This window comes from Streptomyces sp. NBC_00028, from assembly GCF_045041065.1.
In the GTDB taxonomy this organism is placed as follows: Bacteria; Actinomycetota; Actinomycetes; order Streptomycetales; family Streptomycetaceae; genus Streptomyces.
Window position 1 is genome coordinate 4,983,179 of sequence record NZ_CP108293.1, and the last position, 18,653, is coordinate 5,001,831.

The 18,653-nt window shown below is 69.1% G+C and carries 15 protein-coding genes; 8 read left to right on the forward strand and 7 right to left on the reverse strand.

Annotation, left to right across the window (positions count from 1 at the left end):
* The first annotated feature begins 111 nt into the window (after positions 1-111).
* Genes OG885_RS22355 through OG885_RS22365 form a run of 3 tightly spaced genes read left to right on the forward strand, consistent with a single transcriptional unit; the run spans position 112 to position 2,278 of the window.
* Positions 112-336, forward strand: a complete 225-nt coding sequence (locus OG885_RS22355) for a hypothetical protein (protein ID WP_405734344.1) — start codon at positions 112-114, stop codon at positions 334-336.
* Positions 337-396: 60 nt separating this feature from the next.
* Entirely contained in the window at positions 397-1,638 is a 1,242-nt protein-coding gene (locus OG885_RS22360) for an MDR family MFS transporter (protein WP_405734346.1), read from the forward strand.
* Between the two features lie 37 nt (positions 1,639-1,675).
* On the forward strand, positions 1,676-2,278 hold the full coding sequence (locus OG885_RS22365) for a DinB family protein (protein WP_405734348.1): 603 nt from the start codon (positions 1,676-1,678) through the stop codon (positions 2,276-2,278).
* 66 nt (positions 2,279-2,344) lie between these two features.
* On the opposite strand, the gene OG885_RS22370 is transcribed toward OG885_RS22365, so the two are convergent.
* From OG885_RS22370 to aspS, 3 genes are all read right to left on the reverse strand, one after another.
* The gene (locus OG885_RS22370; RefSeq protein ID WP_405734350.1) at positions 2,345-3,283 is read right to left on the reverse strand and encodes an intradiol ring-cleavage dioxygenase; all 939 of its coding nucleotides are present in this window, start codon (positions 3,281-3,283) and stop codon (positions 2,345-2,347) included.
* 67 nt (positions 3,284-3,350) lie between these two features.
* A complete protein-coding gene (locus OG885_RS22375) occupies positions 3,351-4,226 on the reverse strand; it encodes an intradiol ring-cleavage dioxygenase (protein WP_405734352.1) in 876 nt (291 codons plus the stop codon).
* A gap of 152 nt (positions 4,227-4,378) precedes the next feature.
* Positions 4,379-6,142: an aspartate--tRNA ligase gene (gene aspS / locus OG885_RS22380; RefSeq protein WP_405734354.1), complete on the reverse strand. Its 1,764-nt coding sequence runs from the start codon at positions 6,140-6,142 to the stop codon at positions 4,379-4,381.
* Between the two features lie 183 nt (positions 6,143-6,325).
* Between aspS and OG885_RS22385 the strand changes: the two genes are divergently transcribed.
* Positions 6,326-8,473: a SpoIIE family protein phosphatase gene (locus OG885_RS22385; RefSeq protein WP_405734356.1), complete on the forward strand. Its 2,148-nt coding sequence runs from the start codon at positions 6,326-6,328 to the stop codon at positions 8,471-8,473.
* Here OG885_RS22385 and OG885_RS22390 read toward each other — a convergent pair.
* Complete coding sequence (locus OG885_RS22390; protein ID WP_405734358.1) at positions 8,434-9,489, reverse strand: AI-2E family transporter; 1,056 nt, start codon at positions 9,487-9,489, stop codon at positions 8,434-8,436. The genes OG885_RS22385 and OG885_RS22390 overlap by 40 nt on opposite strands.
* 271 nt (positions 9,490-9,760) lie before the next feature.
* Here OG885_RS22390 and OG885_RS22395 point away from each other — a divergent pair, with 271 nt between their 5' ends.
* Positions 9,761-10,567 (forward strand): Bro-N domain-containing protein, encoded by an 807-nt coding sequence (locus tag OG885_RS22395; RefSeq protein ID WP_405742818.1) that lies wholly within the window; start codon positions 9,761-9,763, stop codon positions 10,565-10,567.
* 90 nt (positions 10,568-10,657) lie between these two features.
* Here OG885_RS22395 and OG885_RS22400 read toward each other — a convergent pair whose 3' ends face one another.
* The 3 genes from OG885_RS22400 to OG885_RS22410 all read right to left on the reverse strand — a co-directional run bounded on the left by OG885_RS22400 (position 10,658) and on the right by OG885_RS22410 (position 14,321).
* Positions 10,658-11,629, reverse strand: coding sequence for a pirin family protein (locus OG885_RS22400; protein WP_405734360.1), 972 nt, complete (start codon positions 11,627-11,629; stop codon positions 10,658-10,660).
* A gap of 115 nt (positions 11,630-11,744) precedes the next feature.
* Complete coding sequence (locus tag OG885_RS22405) at positions 11,745-13,691, reverse strand: Ig-like domain repeat protein (protein ID WP_405734362.1); 1,947 nt, start codon at positions 13,689-13,691, stop codon at positions 11,745-11,747.
* A 165-nt stretch (positions 13,692-13,856) separates the two neighbouring features.
* Positions 13,857-14,321 carry an SseB family protein gene (locus tag OG885_RS22410; RefSeq protein ID WP_059194285.1) on the reverse strand — a complete coding sequence of 155 codons (465 nt, stop codon included), beginning with the start codon at positions 14,319-14,321 and terminating at the stop codon, positions 13,857-13,859.
* Between the two features lie 121 nt (positions 14,322-14,442).
* On the opposite strand from OG885_RS22410, the gene OG885_RS22415 reads away from it, so the two are divergent.
* The 3 genes from OG885_RS22415 (at position 14,443) to OG885_RS22425 (ending at position 18,604) form a co-directional block, all read left to right on the forward strand.
* Positions 14,443-15,249, forward strand: coding sequence for an intradiol ring-cleavage dioxygenase (locus OG885_RS22415; protein ID WP_405734364.1), 807 nt, complete (start codon positions 14,443-14,445; stop codon positions 15,247-15,249).
* A gap of 133 nt (positions 15,250-15,382) precedes the next feature.
* On the forward strand, positions 15,383-17,209 hold the full coding sequence (locus OG885_RS22420; RefSeq protein WP_405734366.1) for an acyl-CoA dehydrogenase: 1,827 nt from the start codon (positions 15,383-15,385) through the stop codon (positions 17,207-17,209).
* Between the two features lie 99 nt (positions 17,210-17,308).
* On the forward strand, positions 17,309-18,604 hold the full coding sequence (locus OG885_RS22425) for a M18 family aminopeptidase (protein ID WP_405734368.1): 1,296 nt from the start codon (positions 17,309-17,311) through the stop codon (positions 18,602-18,604).
* Positions 18,605-18,653 lie beyond the last annotated feature (49 nt).

Consider the following 18,653-nt stretch of genomic DNA (forward strand, 5'->3'; position numbering starts at 1 on the left):
TTTGGTGCCCGCCCGATCCCCTTCCCCGGCCGCCACCCGGCCGGGAACATCGAGGTCATGCGGCCAATGTACGAGCCCCGCACCCGGGCATTCCTCATCGTTCTCAGCACCATGGCGTTTCTGCTCACGCTCGTCGGCGCGGGGCTGAAGATCACCCTCCAGACCTATTTCGTGGCGGAGACCGACAGCTACGGCTACGCGACCGGCGCGCTCGACCAGCTGACCACGTTCTTCGCCGTCGTCATCGCGGCGCTGTGCGGGGTGCTCGCCTCCGTGCTGGTGGCGGCGCGCCGCGCCCCCCAGCCGGCCGAGACCGCATCCGACCTTCCCTCCTGAACAAGGCAGTTGGCGTCCGCCTGCTGACCGACCCCCCAAGGCCCCCAAGGAGAGCCCCTCATGGCGGACCCCGCCCCCCTGCACCGACGCCTGCGCCAACTGCCCCGCAGCGCCTGGGTGATCTTCGCGGGAATGTTCCTGATCAAGTTCGGGAACTTCCTCAACGTCTTCCTCGTGCTCTTCCTGGTCGCCCAGGGCTTCTCCGCCGCCCAGGCGGGCCTCGCACTGGCCGTGGTCGGACTCGGCACGTTCGTGGGCAACATGATCGGCGGCACGGTCGCCGACAAGTTCGGCCGGCGCAGCGCCATCGCCGTGTCGATGTTCGGCTCGGCGGCGGCCACCGCCGCGGTGCCCTTCACCCACGGCCTCGTCACCACCACCGCGCTGGTCGGCCTGGTCGGCGTCTTCGCCCAGCTCTACCGCCCGGCGGCCGGCGCCCTGCTCGTCGACGTCGTCGAGGGCGAGCAGCGGGTGATGGCCTTCGCGGTGCTGCGCCTCGCCGTCAACGTCGGCATGGCGGTCGGCCCGCTCGTCGGCGGTCTGCTCAGCGCGGCCTCGTACACGTACCTGTTCGCGGGCGACGCCATGTTCTCCTTCGCCTTCGGCACCCTGGCCCTGCTGCTCCTGCCGGCCGGCCGCCCCCCGAAGGCGGCGGTCACCGTCTCCGAGGCGACCGGGAAGGGCGGCTACCGCGAGGTCTTCACCGACCGCCCCTACGTCCTGTTCCTGCTCTCGATGGTCGCCGCGACCTTCGTCTACGGCCAGGCCACCGCGACCCTCCCGCTGCACGTCACCGACGCCGGCCTGTCCAACACGGCCTACGGTCTCCTCCTCGGCCTCAACGCCCTGCTCTGCGTGGTCATCGAGCTGCCCCTGACCAAGCACACCGAGCGCCGCGACCCGCGCCGCGTCATCGCCCTCGGCCTGCTGCTGCTCGGCGCGGGCATGGGCCTGACCGGTGCCGTGAGCGCCGTGTGGCTGCTGGCCCTGACGGTCGTCGTGTGGACCGTCGCCGAGACGATCTACACCCCGATCGCCAACGCCTACCCCGCCGAGTTCTCCCCGGCCCACCTCCGTGGCCGCTACCAGGGCGCCGAGGGCCTCGCCCACACCCTCGGCGGCACCCTCGGCCCGGCCGTCGGCGGTCTGCTCTACGGCATCAACGCCCCGCTGCACTGGATCGTCTGCGCCGCCGTCGCCGCCCTCGGCGCGGCCCTGGTCCTCGGCGCCAAGCCCGGCGTACGGCAGACCGAGGCACCGGCGACCGAGACGCCGGAGCCCGTGGCCGCCGCCTCCAACTGACTTCCGCCCTCCGTCACTTCACACCTGAGAGACCTCAATGACCATCGCCAGCACCGACGTCCCCCGCATCGACATCCCCTCCGCCACCAAGGAACCGGCCGCCTACGTCACCGCACTCCTCGAAGTCGCCGCCGAGCGCGACCCGTTCGACGTCCTCGCCAAGACCCCGGTATGGGCCGCCCGGCTCTTCGCCGACCTGCCGACCGAGCTCGCCGAGACGGTCCCGGAGGAGGGGGAGTGGCCGGCCGCGTTCACCGTCGGGCACCTCTTCGACGTCGACATCGTCTACGGCTTTCGCTGGCGCCTGGTCGCCACCGAGGACGCCCCGGTCTACCCCGGCTACGACGAGGAGAAGTGGGCCCCGCTGCCCCGCCTCCCGTTCCGTCAGATGCTCGACGCCTGGACCGGCCTGCGCGCCTCCAACGTGGCCCTGCTCGCGGCCCTCACCCCGGAGGACTGGCAGCGCACCGGCCACCACGGTGAGCAGGGCGGCGAGACCATGGAGGTCATGATCAAGAAGGTCGTCGGCCACGACATCGCCCACATCAACCAGATCTACCGCGCGATCCGCCTGGTCCGCGAGGCGGCCGGCCTGGAGGTGGCGGAGCTGGACGCGACGTACCTGGCGCTGGGCCTGTAAGGGCTTGCGCGCAAAGGGGCGCCCGGGACTCGACTGTCCCGGGCGCCCTTTCATCTGCTGGGGGTGTCACATCGTGGTGTTGTCGTTCTCCGCGTCCGGGTCGACGCCCATCGTGATCGATCCGACGACGCCCTTGGCGATGTTCTTCTTGCTGTACTTCAGTTTGAGGAGACCGCCCGTGGTGCCGCTCTGGTCGTAGATGGTGTCCTCGGTGAGCGTGGTGCGGGTGGTGGTGCTGGTGGAGTACGGCTCGACCTCGGCGGAGGCGAGCACGGACTCCTCGGAGAAGAAGAACTGGCCGGTGTGGCAGGTGTTGCCGCCCTCGTACCCTGCGTCCGTCCACTCGCCGTTGACATGCACCTTGGTGTGGATGTGCACACAGCGGCCCTGGTACCAGCCCGGGAAGATGGTCCTGAAGGTGACCTTGCCGTGCTTGTCCGTCTTCCAGGTGCCCCGCAGATAGCGCTCGTCGTCGGTGGGCTCCTGGTGGATGGAACCACCGGTGCCGCCGGAGGGCGCCCCGGACGGCGGCTCACCGGTGGGCGTGGCACCGTCGCTGGGGGCGCCGCTCGGTGCGTCCGTCGGGGCCGTGCCTCCCCCTCCGGTCGACATGCTCTCGTACCCCGAGTAGATGCCCAGCGCGTCGCAGTGCCAGATGTCGACGGCCGCGTTCGCGATCGGCTTGCAGGTCTCGGCGTCGATCACCTTGAGGTCCAGGACGAGCGGGATGCCCTCCTTGTCCTCGGTGATGTCCCGGCGGAGCTTGTCGGCGTCGATGTAGTACGGCCCCTCGGTGGTCTCCGAGGTGAGCTTGTAACAGGCCTCCGCACTGGAACTGCTGCTCGCGGAGGCGGTGCTGTCCGTCGCGTCGTCCGCGAAGGCGCCCGAGGCGAGGGTCGCGCCCGCGCCCACGGCCACGGCGGCACCCGCGCCCGCCACGACGACCTTACGGCGCGTCAGATCCTTTTTGTGCTTCGGTTCGTTGCTCTGCAGGTTTCCCGTCATGGGCGACGAACGTAGGTAAGAAAGCTGGGAGGGCCACTGGTGAGAGCTGTGACCCTCCCACAGGAACTCAGAGCCCGTCGTGGGTCGCCTCGGGGTCCACCCCGACCGTGATCGAGCCGCGCACGCCCCTGGCGATGTCGTCCTTGCGGTACTTCAGCCTGAGCAGGCCGCCCTGGGTGCCGCTGCCGTCGTAGATGGTGTCCTCGTCGAGCGTGGTCCGCTCCGCCGCGTTGGAGGCGTACGGCTCCACGGCCGCCGACGCCAGCACCGACTCCTCGTCGAAGAAGAACTGGCCGGTGTGGCAGGTGTTGCCGCCCTCGTACCCGGCGTCCGTCCACGCGCCGTTGACATGCACCTTCACATGGATGTGCACCGTACGGCCCCGGTACCAGCCCGGGAACACCGTCCGGAACGTGACGTGCCCGTGCCGGTCGGTGCGCCAGGTGCCGCGCAGATAGCGGGTGTCGTCGGTCGGCTCCTGATGGCCGCCGCCACCGCCCGGGGGAGGGCCGGTGGGGACGTCGGTCGGGGTACCGGTCGGCGCGTCGGTCGGCGCCGGCCCACCCCCGCCGCCCCCGTTGCCCATCCCCTCGTACCCGGAGTACACGCCCACCGCGTCGCAGTGCCAGATGTCCACGGCCGCGTCGCGGACCGGCCGGCAGGTCTCGTTGTCGATCACCTTGAGGGCGAGGAGCAGCGGGATGCCCTCCCGGTCCTCGGTGACGTCCCGGCGGATCTTGTCCGCGTCGATGTAGTACGGCCCCTCGGTGGTCTCCGAGGTGAGCTTGTAGCAGGCGTCGGCCGCCACCCGCTCCTCACCCGCGGACGCGTTGACGGCGAAGGCGCCGCCCACCCCCACCGCGGTCACCGTGGCACCACCGGCCGCCAGGACCGTACGGCGCCTCAACTGCCCTTTTTCGTCAGCGTTCTGATGTCCCGTCATGTCACGGGACGCTAGGACCGGGGAAACCTGAGAGAACATCGGAATGAGCTGTGAATCGTGATGCGCAAGGGAAAGGGCTCGAAACCGACGCCGGTTTCGAGCCCTCCTACCCCAACTGCCTTACTTGGGCTGCGCCTTGCTTCGGCTGCGCCCTACTTCGGCTGCGGCTTGCGCACCGAGAGGTGCAGCTCCTTCAGCCGCGCCTCCTCCAGCTCCGTCGGTGCGCCCATCATCAGGTCCTGGGCGTTGCCGTTGAGCGGGAAGGCGATGGTCTCGCGGATGTTGGGCTCGTCCGCCAGCAGCATCACGATGCGGTCGACGCCGGGGGCGATGCCGCCGTGCGGCGGGGCGCCGAAGCGGAACGCGCGCAGCATGCCCGCGAACTTGTCCTCGACGGTGTCGCGGTCGTAGCCCGCGATCTCGAAGGCCTTCAGCATGATCTCGGGCTCGTGGTTCCGGATCGCGCCGGAGGACAGCTCCACACCGTTGCAGACGATGTCGTACTGCCAGCCGAGGATGTCCAGCGGGTCCTGGGTCTCCAGGGCCTCAAGGCCGCCCTGCGGCATCGAGAACGGGTTGTGCGAGAAGTCGATCGCGCCGGTGTCCTCGTCCTTCTCGTACATCGGGAAGTCGACGATCCAGCAGAACCGGAAGACGTTCTCCTCGAAGTGCCCGGCACGCTTGGCGGCCTCGACCCGCACCGCGCCCATGATCTTCGAGACCTCGTCGAACTCGCCCGCGCCGAAGAACACCGCGTGCCCGGCGGCCAGCGACAGCCGCTTGGTCAGCTCGCCGACGTTCTCCTCGGTGAGGAACTTGGCGATCGGCCCGGACAGCGAACCGTCCTCGGCCACCCGCACCCAGGCCAGGCCCTTCGCGCCCAGCGTGACGGCGAAGTCACCGAGCTGGTCGAAGAACTTCCGCGGCTGAGCGGCCACGTCCGGCACCGCCAGCGCACGCACGTGCTTGCCGGCGAAGGCCTTGAACTCCGAGCCCTCGAAGACATCGGTGATGTCCACGAGCTCCAGCTGGGCCCGCAGGTCCGGCTTGTCGGAGCCGTACTTCAGCATCGCCTCACGGAACGGGATCCGCGGGAACGGCGAGGTCACATGACGCCCGTTGCCGAACTCCTCGAAGATCTCGGTCATGAGCTTCTCGATCGGCTGGAAGACGTCTTCCTGCTCGACGAAGCTCATCTCGACGTCGAGCTGGTAGAACTCGCCCGGCGAACGGTCCGCACGCGCGTCCTCGTCACGGAAGCAGGGCGCGATCTGGAAGTAGCGGTCGAAGCCCGAGATCATCAGCAGCTGCTTGAACTGCTGCGGCGCCTGGGGGAGGGCGTAGAACTTGCCCGGGTTCAGCCGGGACGGCACGACGAAGTCGCGCGCACCCTCGGGAGAGGTCGCCGACAGGATCGGCGTGGCCATCTCGTTGAACCCGAGAGCCACCATCTTGGAGCGGATCGAGGCGATCACCGACGACCGCAGCATGATGTTCTTGTGCATCCGCTCGCGGCGCAGGTCCAGGAAGCGGTACTCAAGACGCCGCTCCTCGTTGACCCCGTCCTCGGCGTTGATCGTGAACGGCAGCGGGGCGGCGGCGCCGAGCAGCTCGACCTCGCTCACCTCGACCTCGATCTCACCGGTCGGCAGATCCGGGTTCACGTTCTCGGTTCCACGTGAAACAACGCGGCCGTCGATCCGTACCGTCGACTCCTTGGAGACCTTGTCCAGGGCCTCGTAGGCGTCCGTGCCCGGGCGGGCGACCAGCTGCGTGATGCCGTAGTGATCGCGCAGATCGATGAAGAGGATGCCGCCCAGGTCGCGCCGATTGTGCAGCCAGCCACTCAGCCGGACGTCGGTGCCGACGTCAGAGGAGCGGAGCTCGCCGCAGGTGTGGGACCTGTACCGATGCATCGTCGTTCATCGTCCTTACAGTGTGGGCGTGTGCCGAGGGTCACTCCCCGACAGGAACGGGCCATGGTGCCCGGACCTCCCAAGGGTACCGGCCACCCCAAGATCGGCTCTCCACCCTTTACGGCGTATGCATGCATGGGCCATCAGTGGCACGGTGCGATCACCTCTTCTTACAGTGGGGCAATGCGCACTGGTGAGCCCCTGCCCGCCGTGGGGGAGGTACTCGCCGCCCTCGCTACCGGCCTGTGGCACTGGGACACCGCGACGGGCCTGGTCACCGTGGACGCCGAGGCCGCCCGGCTGCTCGGGCTGCGGGCCGAGGCGACCACCCTCACCGAGGTCCAGGCACGCGCCCGGATGCACCCCGTGGACTGGAACGAGATCACCGGCGTCATCCAGCTCGCCGTCGCCGAGGGCACCCTCGCCGAGGTCCGCATCCGGATCATGGACGAGCAGAACCGGGTGGTCCGCGTCGTCCGCAGCCGCTCCAAGCCGTCCTACGACCCCGAGCGCCGCGCCTTCGTCCTGATCGGCGCGATGCAGGAGGTCACCGAACCCTCACCGACCACCGCCGCCGCCCGCAGCAGCACCGCCGTCACCGGCGACTGGCGCCGCTCCCGCGAGGCGTTCCTGCTGGACGCCGGCCGCGCCCTGGCCGAGGCCCGCTCGACGGAAGAGGTCCTGCGCGTCGCCGCCGGCCTGTCCATGCCCGGCTTCTCCCCCGACGGCCTGGCCGTCTTCGGCGTCGAGGGCGACCGTCTGAAGATCATCGGCCACCACGGCCAGCAGCCCGGCGACGAGGGCCCCTTCTCCCACATGTCCCTGGCGACGGACTACCCGGCGGCGGAAGTGGTCCGCACCGGCCGAGCGGTCTACCTCTCCACCCCCGAGCGCTACCGGGACCGCTACCCCGTCACCTGGCCGCTCGCCGCCCACTTCGGCCGCCAGTCCTGGGCGTTCCTGCCGCTCACGGTCGCCGGCCGCACGATGGGCGCCTGGATGGCCGCCTTCGCCTACCCGGTGGCCTTCACCCCCGACGAACGCTCGGTCCTGACCACCGTCGCCCGCATGCTCGCCCAGGCCCTCTCCCGAGCCGAGGCCGCGGAATCCGCCCGCGAGCTCACCGACGGCCTCCAACGCTCCATGCTCCCCAAGCTGGGCCCCGAGATACCCGGCATGAGCGTCGCCGCCCGCTACGTCCCCACCGGCGGCGGCCTCCAGGTCGGCGGCGACTGGTACGACATGATCCCGCTCCCCAACGGCCGCCTCGCCCTCGTCATCGGCGACGTCCAGGGCCACGACGTCCGCGCGGCCGGCCTGATGGGCCAGCTCCGCATCGCCCTGCGCGCCTACGCCTCCGAGGGCCACCGCCCCGACGCGGTCCTCTCCCGCGCCTCCCGCTTCCTGCACGGCATGACGTACGACGACGACCAGGACCCCGGCGACCTGCGCTTCGCGACCTGCCTCTACGCCGAGGTCGACCCCAAGACCGGCGCCCTCGACATCGCCCGCGCCGGCCACCCCGACCCGGCGATCCGCATGGCCGACGGCACGGTCATGGCCCGCCGCACCGACGGCGGCCTCCCCCTCGGCATCGACCCGGACGCCGACTACCCGACCACCCGGCTCACCCTCGAACCCGGCGAGACGATGATGGTCTGCACCGACGGCCTCCTGGAAACCGGCGGACACGACCTCGACACGGGCTGGCAGCGCGTCCGCACCATCCTCGAAGCCCACCGGGGCGACGACCTCGAAGAACTCGCCGACGCCCTGGTCCAGGCGGTCCACGGCCCCTCCTCCCACCACACCCCGGGCCCGCTGGCCGACCGCCGCGAGGACGACATAGCGGTCCTGCTGCTGCACCGCGAGGGAGACGGCTGCGGCTGCGGCGACACCGTCCCCGTGCCCCAGGTCCGCCGCACGATGCTCTCGGTGGCCCAGGCGGAACCGGAGCGCGTGGCCGTGGCCCGTGAACAACTGCGCGACCTCCTCCACGACTGGCCCTCCCCGGACCAGATCGACTCCGCGGTCCTGCTCCTGTCCGAGATGCTGACCAACGTCCTCGTCCACACGGACGCCGACGCGCTGCTCCTCGCGGAGATCCACGGCGAAGGCCCCGGCACCCGCCGTCTGCGCATCGAGGTCACCGACACCAGCGACGACCTCCCCCACAAACGCCGCCCCGGCGAACTCGCCTCCTCCGGCCGCGGCCTGATGCTCATCGAACTCCTCGCGGACGCCTGGGGAGTGGACCCGCGGGGCGAGGGCAAGAGCATCTGGTTCGAGCTCTACGAGTCGGCGACGGACGAGTCCTCCGCTCCCTCATAACGCTCCCGCAACTCGTGCGCGATCCCGAACGCGGCGGCGGTCAGCGGCACGGCGAGCAGCATCCCGAGCACCCCGGAGACGGACGCCCCCGCAGTGATGGCGACCATCACCACCGCCGGATGCATCTGCACGGTCCGACTCTGAATCACGGGCTGCAACACATGCCCTTCGAGCACCTGCACGGCAAGCACGACCCCCAGCGCCCACAGCGCGATGGCGAACCCACGATCAGCCAGCGCGACCAGCACCGCGACAGCCCCCGAGATGAAGGCACCGAGATAGGGAATGTAGGCCCCGACGAACACGAGCGCCCCCAACCCCACGGCCCCCGGAACATCCAGGATCAACAACCCGACGCCGATACAGGTGGCGTCGATGAGAGCGATGATCGTGGTCCCCCGCATGAACCCCTCCACCGCCTCGAAGGCCCGCCGCGCCATGGCCTCCACGAGATCACCGGCCGAGGAGGGCACCAACGCCCGCAACGCCCCGACGGCCCGATAGGAGTCCCGCAGAAAGAAGAAAACAAGAAACAGCGCGAGAACAGCCATGGCGAGCGCCTCCCCCACCACACTCACCCCACTGATGACCCCGGAAGCGGCGGTCCCCCCGAACTTCCCGAGCAGGTCCTTGGCATTGGACGCCAGATCGTCCAACGAGGTCCCGGCAGCCCCGAAGTGATCCGCGATCCCCTGAGCCGCGTCCTTCAGCGAGGCGACGATCTCATCCCCGGTGTCAATGAGCGCGGCGACGACGATGTACACGGCCCCACCCACAACCCCGACAACAGCCACACAGGTAAGCCCGGCGGCCAGCGACCTTCCCACCCCCACCTTGATGAGCCACCGATGCAGCGGCCCGAGCAACGCGGTCCCGAGCAACGCCAGCAACACGGGCACGACAGCGGTCCGAAACTCCGCACACAACCGAATCCCGACGTAGCCGACCCCGGCGACGAGCAACGTCACGGCACACCAGGCGGCGATACGGCGAACGGGGAGGGGGAGGAGCTGCATCCCTTCAGCGGACTACAGGCCAACCGCACCGAGAGCCCGACACCAGCAGTATCGACGCTTCTCTCAGCCTTTCGGATGAACATCTTTGCTATGTACGCGCGTTGCCTTTTTGTCTGTCTAGCTTCCGAGGCGGAGGTGATGCTCGATGGACGAGCAGAACAACGCGGTACGACAGCAGGACGCGATCGACATCAACGACTTCGTGTTCGCGGCCACGGGGGCGCGGGTGCGGAGGCTGACTATGCCGGATGGGACGCATTGGTTCCCGGCGATGGACGTGTGCAAGAGGCTGGGATACACCAACCCCCGAAAGACACTGTCGGACCATGTCCCTGACGACCACCGAGACATGCTCGAGAACGTAACTGGAAGTTACGCTCTCAGCGTTCCCGCAGGTCGAGAGTGGCGACGAGACATGAACGTCATCGATCTCCAGGGCCTGATCCGGTTGGTCAACGGCTGCACGAAACCGGAGGCTCAACCCTTCAAGGCATGGGTCTCCGAGGTCATTGCCACCATCCAACGCGAGGGTTCCTACTCCCTGGAACCCTCTCCCGCGCAAACCCCCGCCGTCGGCCCCACCGCCTACGTCATGCCCAAGCAGGTCGCCGACGCCATCGTGCGACTCGAAGTGAGGAACATCCAGGCCGACGAGGTGATGGCGGCCTTCCAGCGGGAGCAGACCGAGCTGATGCGGCAGATGAGCGACACTCAGACCACGATCGCCCGCAGCCACAGTGCCATCGCCCGCAGCCAGAACCTGATCGCCGAGGCCCTTCAGGACATCGCCCACACGCTCCGGCTCCGCCATCCCGAACCGGAGCTGACGCCCCAACAACTCCTCGCCGCCTGGAAGACGAAGAACCTCGTCTTCACCGACGACATCCACGCGGTGGCCGCCTACCTGGCACCCGCACTCGTCCGGGGCGAGGCCAGCTACCGCCTGGAAGAGATCGCCACGCGCACCGGGCTCTCCCATGCGCGCGTCCACGACAGCGTCCGCACCCTGCTCAAGCGCGGCTGCATGCGGCAGACGGGGTGCGCCGCGGACGGGGCACCCATCTACGTGCTGCCGTAAGCCGGTAGCGCAGACGCAGAACAGGCCCGAAGCCGCAACCCAAACTTGCGGCTTCGGGCCTCGTCGTACCGTACCCGTGCCCCGAGGGCCTTACAGGCCACCCTCCGACATTCCATGCACCGCGGGGATCGTCCCCAGCCGGCCCTTCTGGAAGTCGTCGAACGCCTGCTGGAGTTCCTCACGGGTGTTCATGACGAACGGGCCGTAGTGGGCCATGGGCTCACGGATCGGCTGTCCGCCGAGGATGACGACCTCGAGGTCCGGGGTGTGGGAGTCCTGCTTCTCGTCCGCGCGGACCGTCAGGGAACCGCCGGTGCCGAAGACCGCCGTCTGACCCAGGTGGATCGGACGCCGCTCGGCACCCACCGCGCCGCGCCCCGCCAGCACGTACGCGAGGCCGTTGAAGTCCTCACGCCACGGCAGCGTGATCTCCGCGCCCGGCGCGAGCGTCGCATGGATCATCGTGATCGGGGTGTGGGTGATACCGGGGCCCTGGTGACCGTCCAGCTCACCGGCGATGACACGGAGCAGCGCGCCACCGTCGGGCGTGGTCAGCAGCTGGACGTTGCCCCCGCGGATGTCCTGGTATCGCGGAGCCATCATCTTGTCCTTGGCCGGGAGGTTCACCCAGAGCTGGAGACCGTGGAACAGCCCTCCGGACATGACCAGCGACTCCGGCGGCGCCTCGATGTGGAGGAGGCCCGAGCCGGCGGTCATCCACTGGGTGTCGCCGTTGGTGATGGTGCCGCCACCGCCCTGGCTGTCCTGGTGGTCGAAGATCCCGTCGATGATGTAAGTGACGGTCTCGAAGCCCCGGTGCGGGTGCCACGGGGTCCCCTTCGGTTCGCCGGCACCGTAGTCCACCTCCCCCATCTGATCCATCATGATGAACGGATCCAGATGCCGGTAATTGATCCCGGCGAACGCACGGCGCACCGGGAAGCCCTCGCCCTCGAAGCCGCTCGGTGCGGTCGTGACGGTGAGTACGGGACGGGCCACGGCGTCTGCCGGTGCGGCGACGCGGGGCAGTGTCAGCGGGTTCTCGACGGTCACTGCAGGCATGTCGGTACCTCCTTGGTGCGTCCAGTTTAGTTGAGCATTGAACTTCCTGCCACCCCTAACGGCAGAAGCCCGGAGGGCATTCCCTCCGGGCTCCGCCGCACGGGTCCGCCCCGCGTCAGTTGCTGAAGTACAGGTACTTCCAGGATCCGTACGTCGTCGAGTTCACCGTGTCACCGGACGAGCTGTTGACGTACACCGACCGCATCCGCGCCCGGATGCCCGACTCGCCGGGCGCCCCGAGGGAGACCGCCGACTTGCCGTTCGAGCCGAGCGGGAAGTACTCCGAGTCCGTCGAGTACCACGAGCCCTGGTAGTAGACCTGGAGGTCGAAGCGCTGCTCACGGCCCGGGTAGTAGGTCATCGTCGTGGTGAGCAGCGGGTCGGTGTTCTTGTGGAACCAGTAGTACGACGTCGAGCCGATCTTCGCCGTCTTGTAGTGCTTGGAGACGGCGGTGGAGATCTTGACCTTGGCGTAGGCCGTGGACTTGACCGTCTTCGGCTTGTAGCGGGCGTCGCCCGAGAAGACCGCGGTGACGGCCGTGTCCCGGGTCATGTCGACCCAGGCGCTGATGTTGCCGTCGGCGTTGACCGTGCCGGCCTTGATCAGCTTCTTGCCCTTGTCGCTGCCGAAGGGGTCGGCGTAGATCGAGACCGAGCGGCCCTTGTAGGTCGTACCGAGGTGCGCCGTGAACTTCACGTCGGTGCCGTACGAGTAGAGCTTGCCGTTGTTGTTCAGGCTCAGGGACGTGGAGGCGCGGGAGACCTCGACGGTGTCGGAGGCGGTCGCCGCGGTGTGCTCGGTGTCGCCCGCGTACTTCACCGTGTACTTCACCTTGCCGCCTGCGGGCGGGGTGTTGGTGAAGGAGTAGGTGCCGTCGGACTTGACCGTGACGGAGGCCAGCGCCTTGCCGTTCGGGCTCTCCAGGTCGGTGCGGGTGACCGACAGCTTGGCGCCGGCCGGCAGCGGCACGGTCGCCGAGATCTTGCCGGTGACGGTGAGCTGCTTGGCGCGGGTGGCCGTGGCGGGGGCGTTGACGGTGAGGGTCGGGACGCTGAGCGTGGGCTGGGTCAGCGCCTTGAGCGTGTAGCCGTTGCTGAAGTTGACCAGGGCGAAGACGCGTGAGGCGTCCGGGGCCCAGGCCACGTCGTTGACGGGTCCGGTGCCCGGCGTGTAGGTGCGGACCGGCCGGGTGGTGTCGGGTCGGTAGATCGCGACCTGGGTGCCGGAGGTCTGGGCGATCAGGCCGCCGGGCCCGATGTCCGCTCCCTGCCCGGTGGGGTAGGCGCCGGCCTTGGTGAAGGTGCCGTTCGCGAAGGCATCCCGGTCGGTGCCGTTGACGAGGACCTGGTCGCCGCCCGTGACGAGGTCGACGTCGTAGACGCCGTTGGTCAGGGCGTACGAGGTGTCGTGCCAGGCGGTGACCTTGGGGGTCGCGCCCGAGACGTCGAGGACGGCGAGGGTGCCGGAGGAGTCACCGGTCTCGCCGACGGCCAGCAGGCCGGGGCGCTGCGGGTCGGTGTCGAGGAGGGCCTGGCCCCACAGCCCGGAGCCGGTGCCCTCGGTCGGGAGTTGGGTGAGCGCCACCGGGTCGATGCCGCTCGCGGGGTCCACGGCGGGGTCCACGGAGCCCAGGTCGCCGTCCCACTGGTCGCCGTAGGAGAACCAGACCTTGCCGCCGGCGAACGCGATGTGCGCGGGACCCGTGCCGGTGGCGACGGGGTAGCGGGTCTTGATGTCCAGGGTGGCGGGGTCGAGCGCCACGATCTCGTGGGTGCCGCGCAGGGCGGCGTACAGGGTGTTGCCGTCGTCGGAGAGCGCCAGTTCGGAGACGCCTTCGACGCCGGTCACGGAGTCGACCTGGTTGCCGTTGTAGTCGGCGGCGAAGATCCGGCCGTTGGCGCCGTCGCCGACGAAGACCCGCTTGAGCGAGTCGCTGACGGCGAGGCCGCCGGGCGAGCCGACCGTGGTGGTGACGGCCGAGGCCGTCCCGGCCGTCACGGCCGTCAGCGCGACGGAGCTGAAGAGGACCGCGAGTGCCGTCGCGGTGGATGTGCTGCGCATGCGCACAGGTGTGAACCCCCACAAGAGATCCCGGGGTCGCCGGGAGACTGAGAGCGCCGCGCGGCACCCGGACGCGACGTGGCGTGCGGGGCGCGGCTGCCAAGGGGGAACTCTATGGCATGGCTGTGACAATCAGGTGAGGATTTTCCGGCCGCCGGGCACCGGTCAGCCGTACATCCTTCGCATCGCGAACTCGACCATCTGCTCGACCGCCTTCGCGTCGAACACCATCCGGTGTTCGCCCTCCATGTCGAGGACGAAGCCGTATCCGGTCGGCAGGAGGTCGATGACCTCGGCGCCGGTGATGACGAAGTACTTGGACTCCTTGCCCGCGTACCGGCGCAGTTCCTTCAGCGAGGTGAACATCGGGATCACCGGCTGCTGGGTGTTGTGGAGGGCGAGGAAGCCGGGGTTGTCGCCGCGCGGGCAGTACACCTTCGACGTGGCGAAGACCTGCTGGAAGTCCTCGGCGGCGAGCTGTCCGGTGGTGAAGGCGCGCACCGCGTCCGCGAGGGACGGCGGGGACGGCTCGGGGTACAGCGGCGGCTGCTGGCCGTACCCGCCCGGCATCTGCTGCTGTGGCGTGGCGTACTGCTGCTGCGTACCCGCGCTCTGGTCGTAGCCGTACATGGGCGCAAGCGTACCGAGCGGGGCGGGGGCGGTGGGCGGCTATGGGTGCTTGGGAAACCGACAGGGACTCGACAGCGGTCGGCCGTGGCTTCGGGCGGTCGGCGCTCATAGCGTCTGCGACATGCGCGACCACCAAGGCCATGAGGCCCATGAGGCCCATGAGGCCCATGAGCATGACCGAGGGCTCTCCCACGATCTCCCCGTCCTCGCCCGTCGCCGGATGATCCGGCTGATGGCGGGGGCGGCTCTGGTGCCGCTGGTCGGCTGCTCCGCCGAGGACGGTTCCACCGACTCCGCGTGCGCCACCATCCCCGAGGAGACCGCCGGCCCCTACCCGGGTGACGGTTCGAACGGGGTGAACGTCCTCAAGGAGAGCGGTGTCGTGCGCGGCGACCTCCGGCGGAGCTTCGGCGATTCCGCGGGCGGTACGGCCGAGGGGGTCCCGTTGACCGTCACCCTCACCGTCGTCGACGCGGACTCCGGCTGCGGTACGCCGAGGAAGGGCGCCGCGGTGTATCTGTGGCACTGCGACCGGGAGGGCCGCTACTCCCTCTATACGGAGGGGGTCACGGGCGAGAACTATCTGCGGGGTGTGCAGGAGACCGACGAGAGGGGCCAGGTCACGTTCACCAGTGTCTTCCCGGGCTGCTACACGGGCCGCTGGCCGCACATCCACTTCGAGGTCTACGGCAGCCTCGCGGACGCGACCGCCGCGACCGACATCACCAGCACCTCGCAGCTGGCCTTCCCGAAGGACGTCTGCGACACGGTGTACGCCACCGAGGGCTACGAGGCGAGTGTGAGCAACCTCGGCAGCCTCTCCCTGGAGAGCGACAGCATCTTCAGCGACGGGTACGACCGGCAGCTCGCGACCATGAAGGGCAGCGTGGACGCGGGATACACCGCCACCCTCACCGTTCCGGTGTGAACCGTCACAGATTGGGGGATCGGGGTTGCGGCTTATTACCGGCGGGTAGCATCATCGTATAGAAGCTACTTGTCGGTACGTGAACTAGCGCGAGGATCCAGTGCCTCGCCCGTCTCTCCAGGGAGCCGTCGCCATGGGGCACTACAAGTCGAATCTCCGCGACATCGAGTTCAACCTCTTCGAAGTACTCGGCCGCGACAAGGTGTACGGCACGGGCCCCTTCGAGGAGACGGACGTCGAGACCGCGAAGAGCATCCTCGACGAGCTGACCCGGCTCGCGGAGAACGAGCTGGCGGAGTCCTTCGCGGACGCCGACCGCAACCCGCCGGTCTTCGACCCGGAGACCAACACCGCGCCGGTCCCCGCGTCCTTCAAGAAGAGCTACAAGGCCTTCATGGACTCCGAGTACTGGCGCCTCGGCCTGCCCGAGGAGATCGGCGGCACCACCTCGCCCCGCTCCCTGATCTGGGCCTTCGCCGAGCTGATCCTGGGCGCCAACCCGGCCGTCTGGATGTACTCCTCGGGCCCCGCCTTCGCCGGCATCCTCTTCGAGGAGGGCAACGAGGTCCAGAAGCACATCGCCAAGGTCGCCGTGGAGAAGCAGTGGGGCTCCACGATGGTCCTCACCGAGCCCGACGCGGGCTCCGACGTCGGCGCCGGCCGCACCAAGGCGGTCCAGCAGGAGGACGGCTCCTGGCACATCGAGGGCGTCAAGCGCTTCATCACCTCCGGTGAGCACGACATGGAGGAGAACATCCTTCACTACGTGCTGGCCCGTCCCGAGGGCCACGGCCCGGGCACCAAGGGGCTGTCCCTCTTCCTCGTCCCGAAGTACCTCTTCGACTTCGAGACCGGCGAGCTGGGCGAGCGCAACGGCGTGTACGCGACGAACGTCGAGCACAAGATGGGCCTGAAGGCCTCCAACACCTGCGAGATGACCTTCGGCGACCAGCACCCCGCCAAGGGCTGGCTGATCGGCGACAAGCACGACGGCATCCGCCAGATGTTCCGGATCATCGAGTTCGCCCGCATGATGGTCGGCACGAAGGCCATCTCGACGCTGTCGACCGGCTACCTGAACGCGCTGGAGTACGCCAAGGAGCGCGTCCAGGGCACCGACCTCGCCGCCTTCGGTGACAAGGCCGCGCCCAAGGTCACCATCACGCACCACCCGGACGTCCGCCGCTCGCTGATGACGCAGAAGGCGTACGCGGAGGGCATGCGCGCCCTGGTGCTGTACACCGCGTCGATCCAGGACGCGATCGCCGTCAAGGAGGCCGCGGGCGAGGACGCCAAGGCCGAGCACGCGCTCAACGACCTGCTCCTGCCCATCGTGAAGGGCTACGGCTCCGAGAAGGGCTACGAGCAGCTCGCCCAGTCGCTCCAGACCTTCGGCGGCTCCGGCTTCCTCCAGGAGTACCCGATCGAGCAGTACATCCGGGACGCCAAGATCGACACCCTGTACGAGGGCACGACCGCGATCCAGGGCCAGGACTTCTTCTTCCGGAAGATCGTCCGCAACCAGGGCGCCGCCCTGAACAGCCTCGCCGAGGACATCAAGAAGTTCCTGGCGCTCGGCACCGGCGGCGAGGAGCTCTCCGGCGCCCGTGAGCACCTCGCCAAGGCCGCCGTCGAGCTGGAGGCCATCGTCGGTCTGATGCTGACCGACCTCGCGGCCACCGAGCAGGACGTCAAGAACATCTACAAGGTCGGCCTCAACACGACCCGGCTGCTGCTCGCCTCCGGTGACGTGGTCGTCGGCTATCTGCTCCTCAAGGGTGCCGCGGTCGCGGCCGAGAAGCTGGAGACGGCCTCCGCCAAGGACAAGGCGTTCTACACGGGCAAGATCGCGGCGGCGAAGTTCTTCGCGGCCAACGTCCTGCCGGGTGTCACGGGTGCGCGCAAGCTCGCCCAGGGCGTCGAGCTGGACCTGATGGAACTGGACGAGGCCGCGTTCTAGGACACATCAGCACAGCTCTCCCGAGGGCCCGCTTCCATCGCCGGGAGCGGGCCCTCGTACGTCGTCTAGGTGAACCCCTTCGTCGTTAAGGTGAACCCCATGAGCGAACCCTCCCGCTTCGACCGCGGCCACACCGACGACCTCATGTCCTTCCTGGCGGCCAGCCCCTCGCCGTACCACGCCGTGGCGAACGCCGCCGAGCGGCTGGAGAAGGCAGGGTTCCGGCAGGTCGCCGAGACGGACGCCTGGGACGGGACGAGCGGCGGCAAGTACGTGCTGCGCGGTGGCGCGATCGTGGCCTGGTACGTCCCCGAGGGCGCCGAGGCGCACACGCCGTTCCGCGTCGTCGGCGCGCACACCGACTCCCCCAACCTGCGGGTCAAGCCGCTGCCCGACGCGGGGGCGCACGGCTGGCGGCAGGTGGCGGTGGAGATCTACGGCGGGCCGCTGCTGAACTCCTGGCTCGACCGTGACCTGGGCCTGGCGGGCCGGCTGACCCTGCGGGACGGTTCGACGCGGCTGGTGAACGTGGGCCGGCCGCTGCTGAGGGTCCCTCAGCTCGCCATCCACCTGGACCGCTCGGTGTCGGCGGAGGGTCTCAAGCTCGACAAGCAGCGGCATCTTCAGCCCATCTGGGGGCTCGGCGACGACGTCCGCGAGGGCGATCTGATCGCGTTCCTGGAGGAGGAGGAAGGGCTCGCCGCGGGTGAGGTCACCGGCTGGGACCTGATGGTCCACTCCGTCGAACCGCCCGCCTACCTGGGCCGCGACCAGGAGCTGGTGGCCGGTCCGCGCATGGACAACCTGCTGTCCGTGCACGCCGGGGTGGCCGCGCTGACCGCCGTCTCGGCCGGCTCGGACCTCGGCTGCATCCCCGTACTCGCCGCCTTCGACCACGAGGAGAACGGCTCGCAGTCCGACACCGGCGCGGACGGGCCGCTGCTCGGCAGTGTGCTGGAGCGTTCGGTGTTCGCGCGCGGAGGGTCGTACGAGGACCGGGCGAGGGCGTTCGCGGGCACCGTCTGTCTGTCCTCCGACACGGGCCACGCGGTCCACCCCAACTACGCCGAGCGCCACGACCCGACGCACCACCCGCGTGTCAACGGCGGCCCGATCCTCAAGGTCAACGTCAACAACCGGTACGCCACCGACGGTTCGGGGCGTGCGGTGTTCGCCGCCGCCTGCGAGCGGGCCGACGTGCCCTTCCAGTCCTTCGTCTCCAACAACTCCATGCCGTGCGGCACCACCATCGGCCCGATCACCGCGGCCCGGCACGGCATCAAGACGGTCGACATCGGGGTGGCCATCCTGTCGATGCACAGCGCCCGCGAGCTGTGCGGCGCGGACGACCCGCATCTGTTGGCCAACGCACTGGTGGCGTTCCTGGAGGGATAGTTTCCGCGCGCCTGGTTACCCGCCCCTGACGGAAACTTCATTCAGGGGA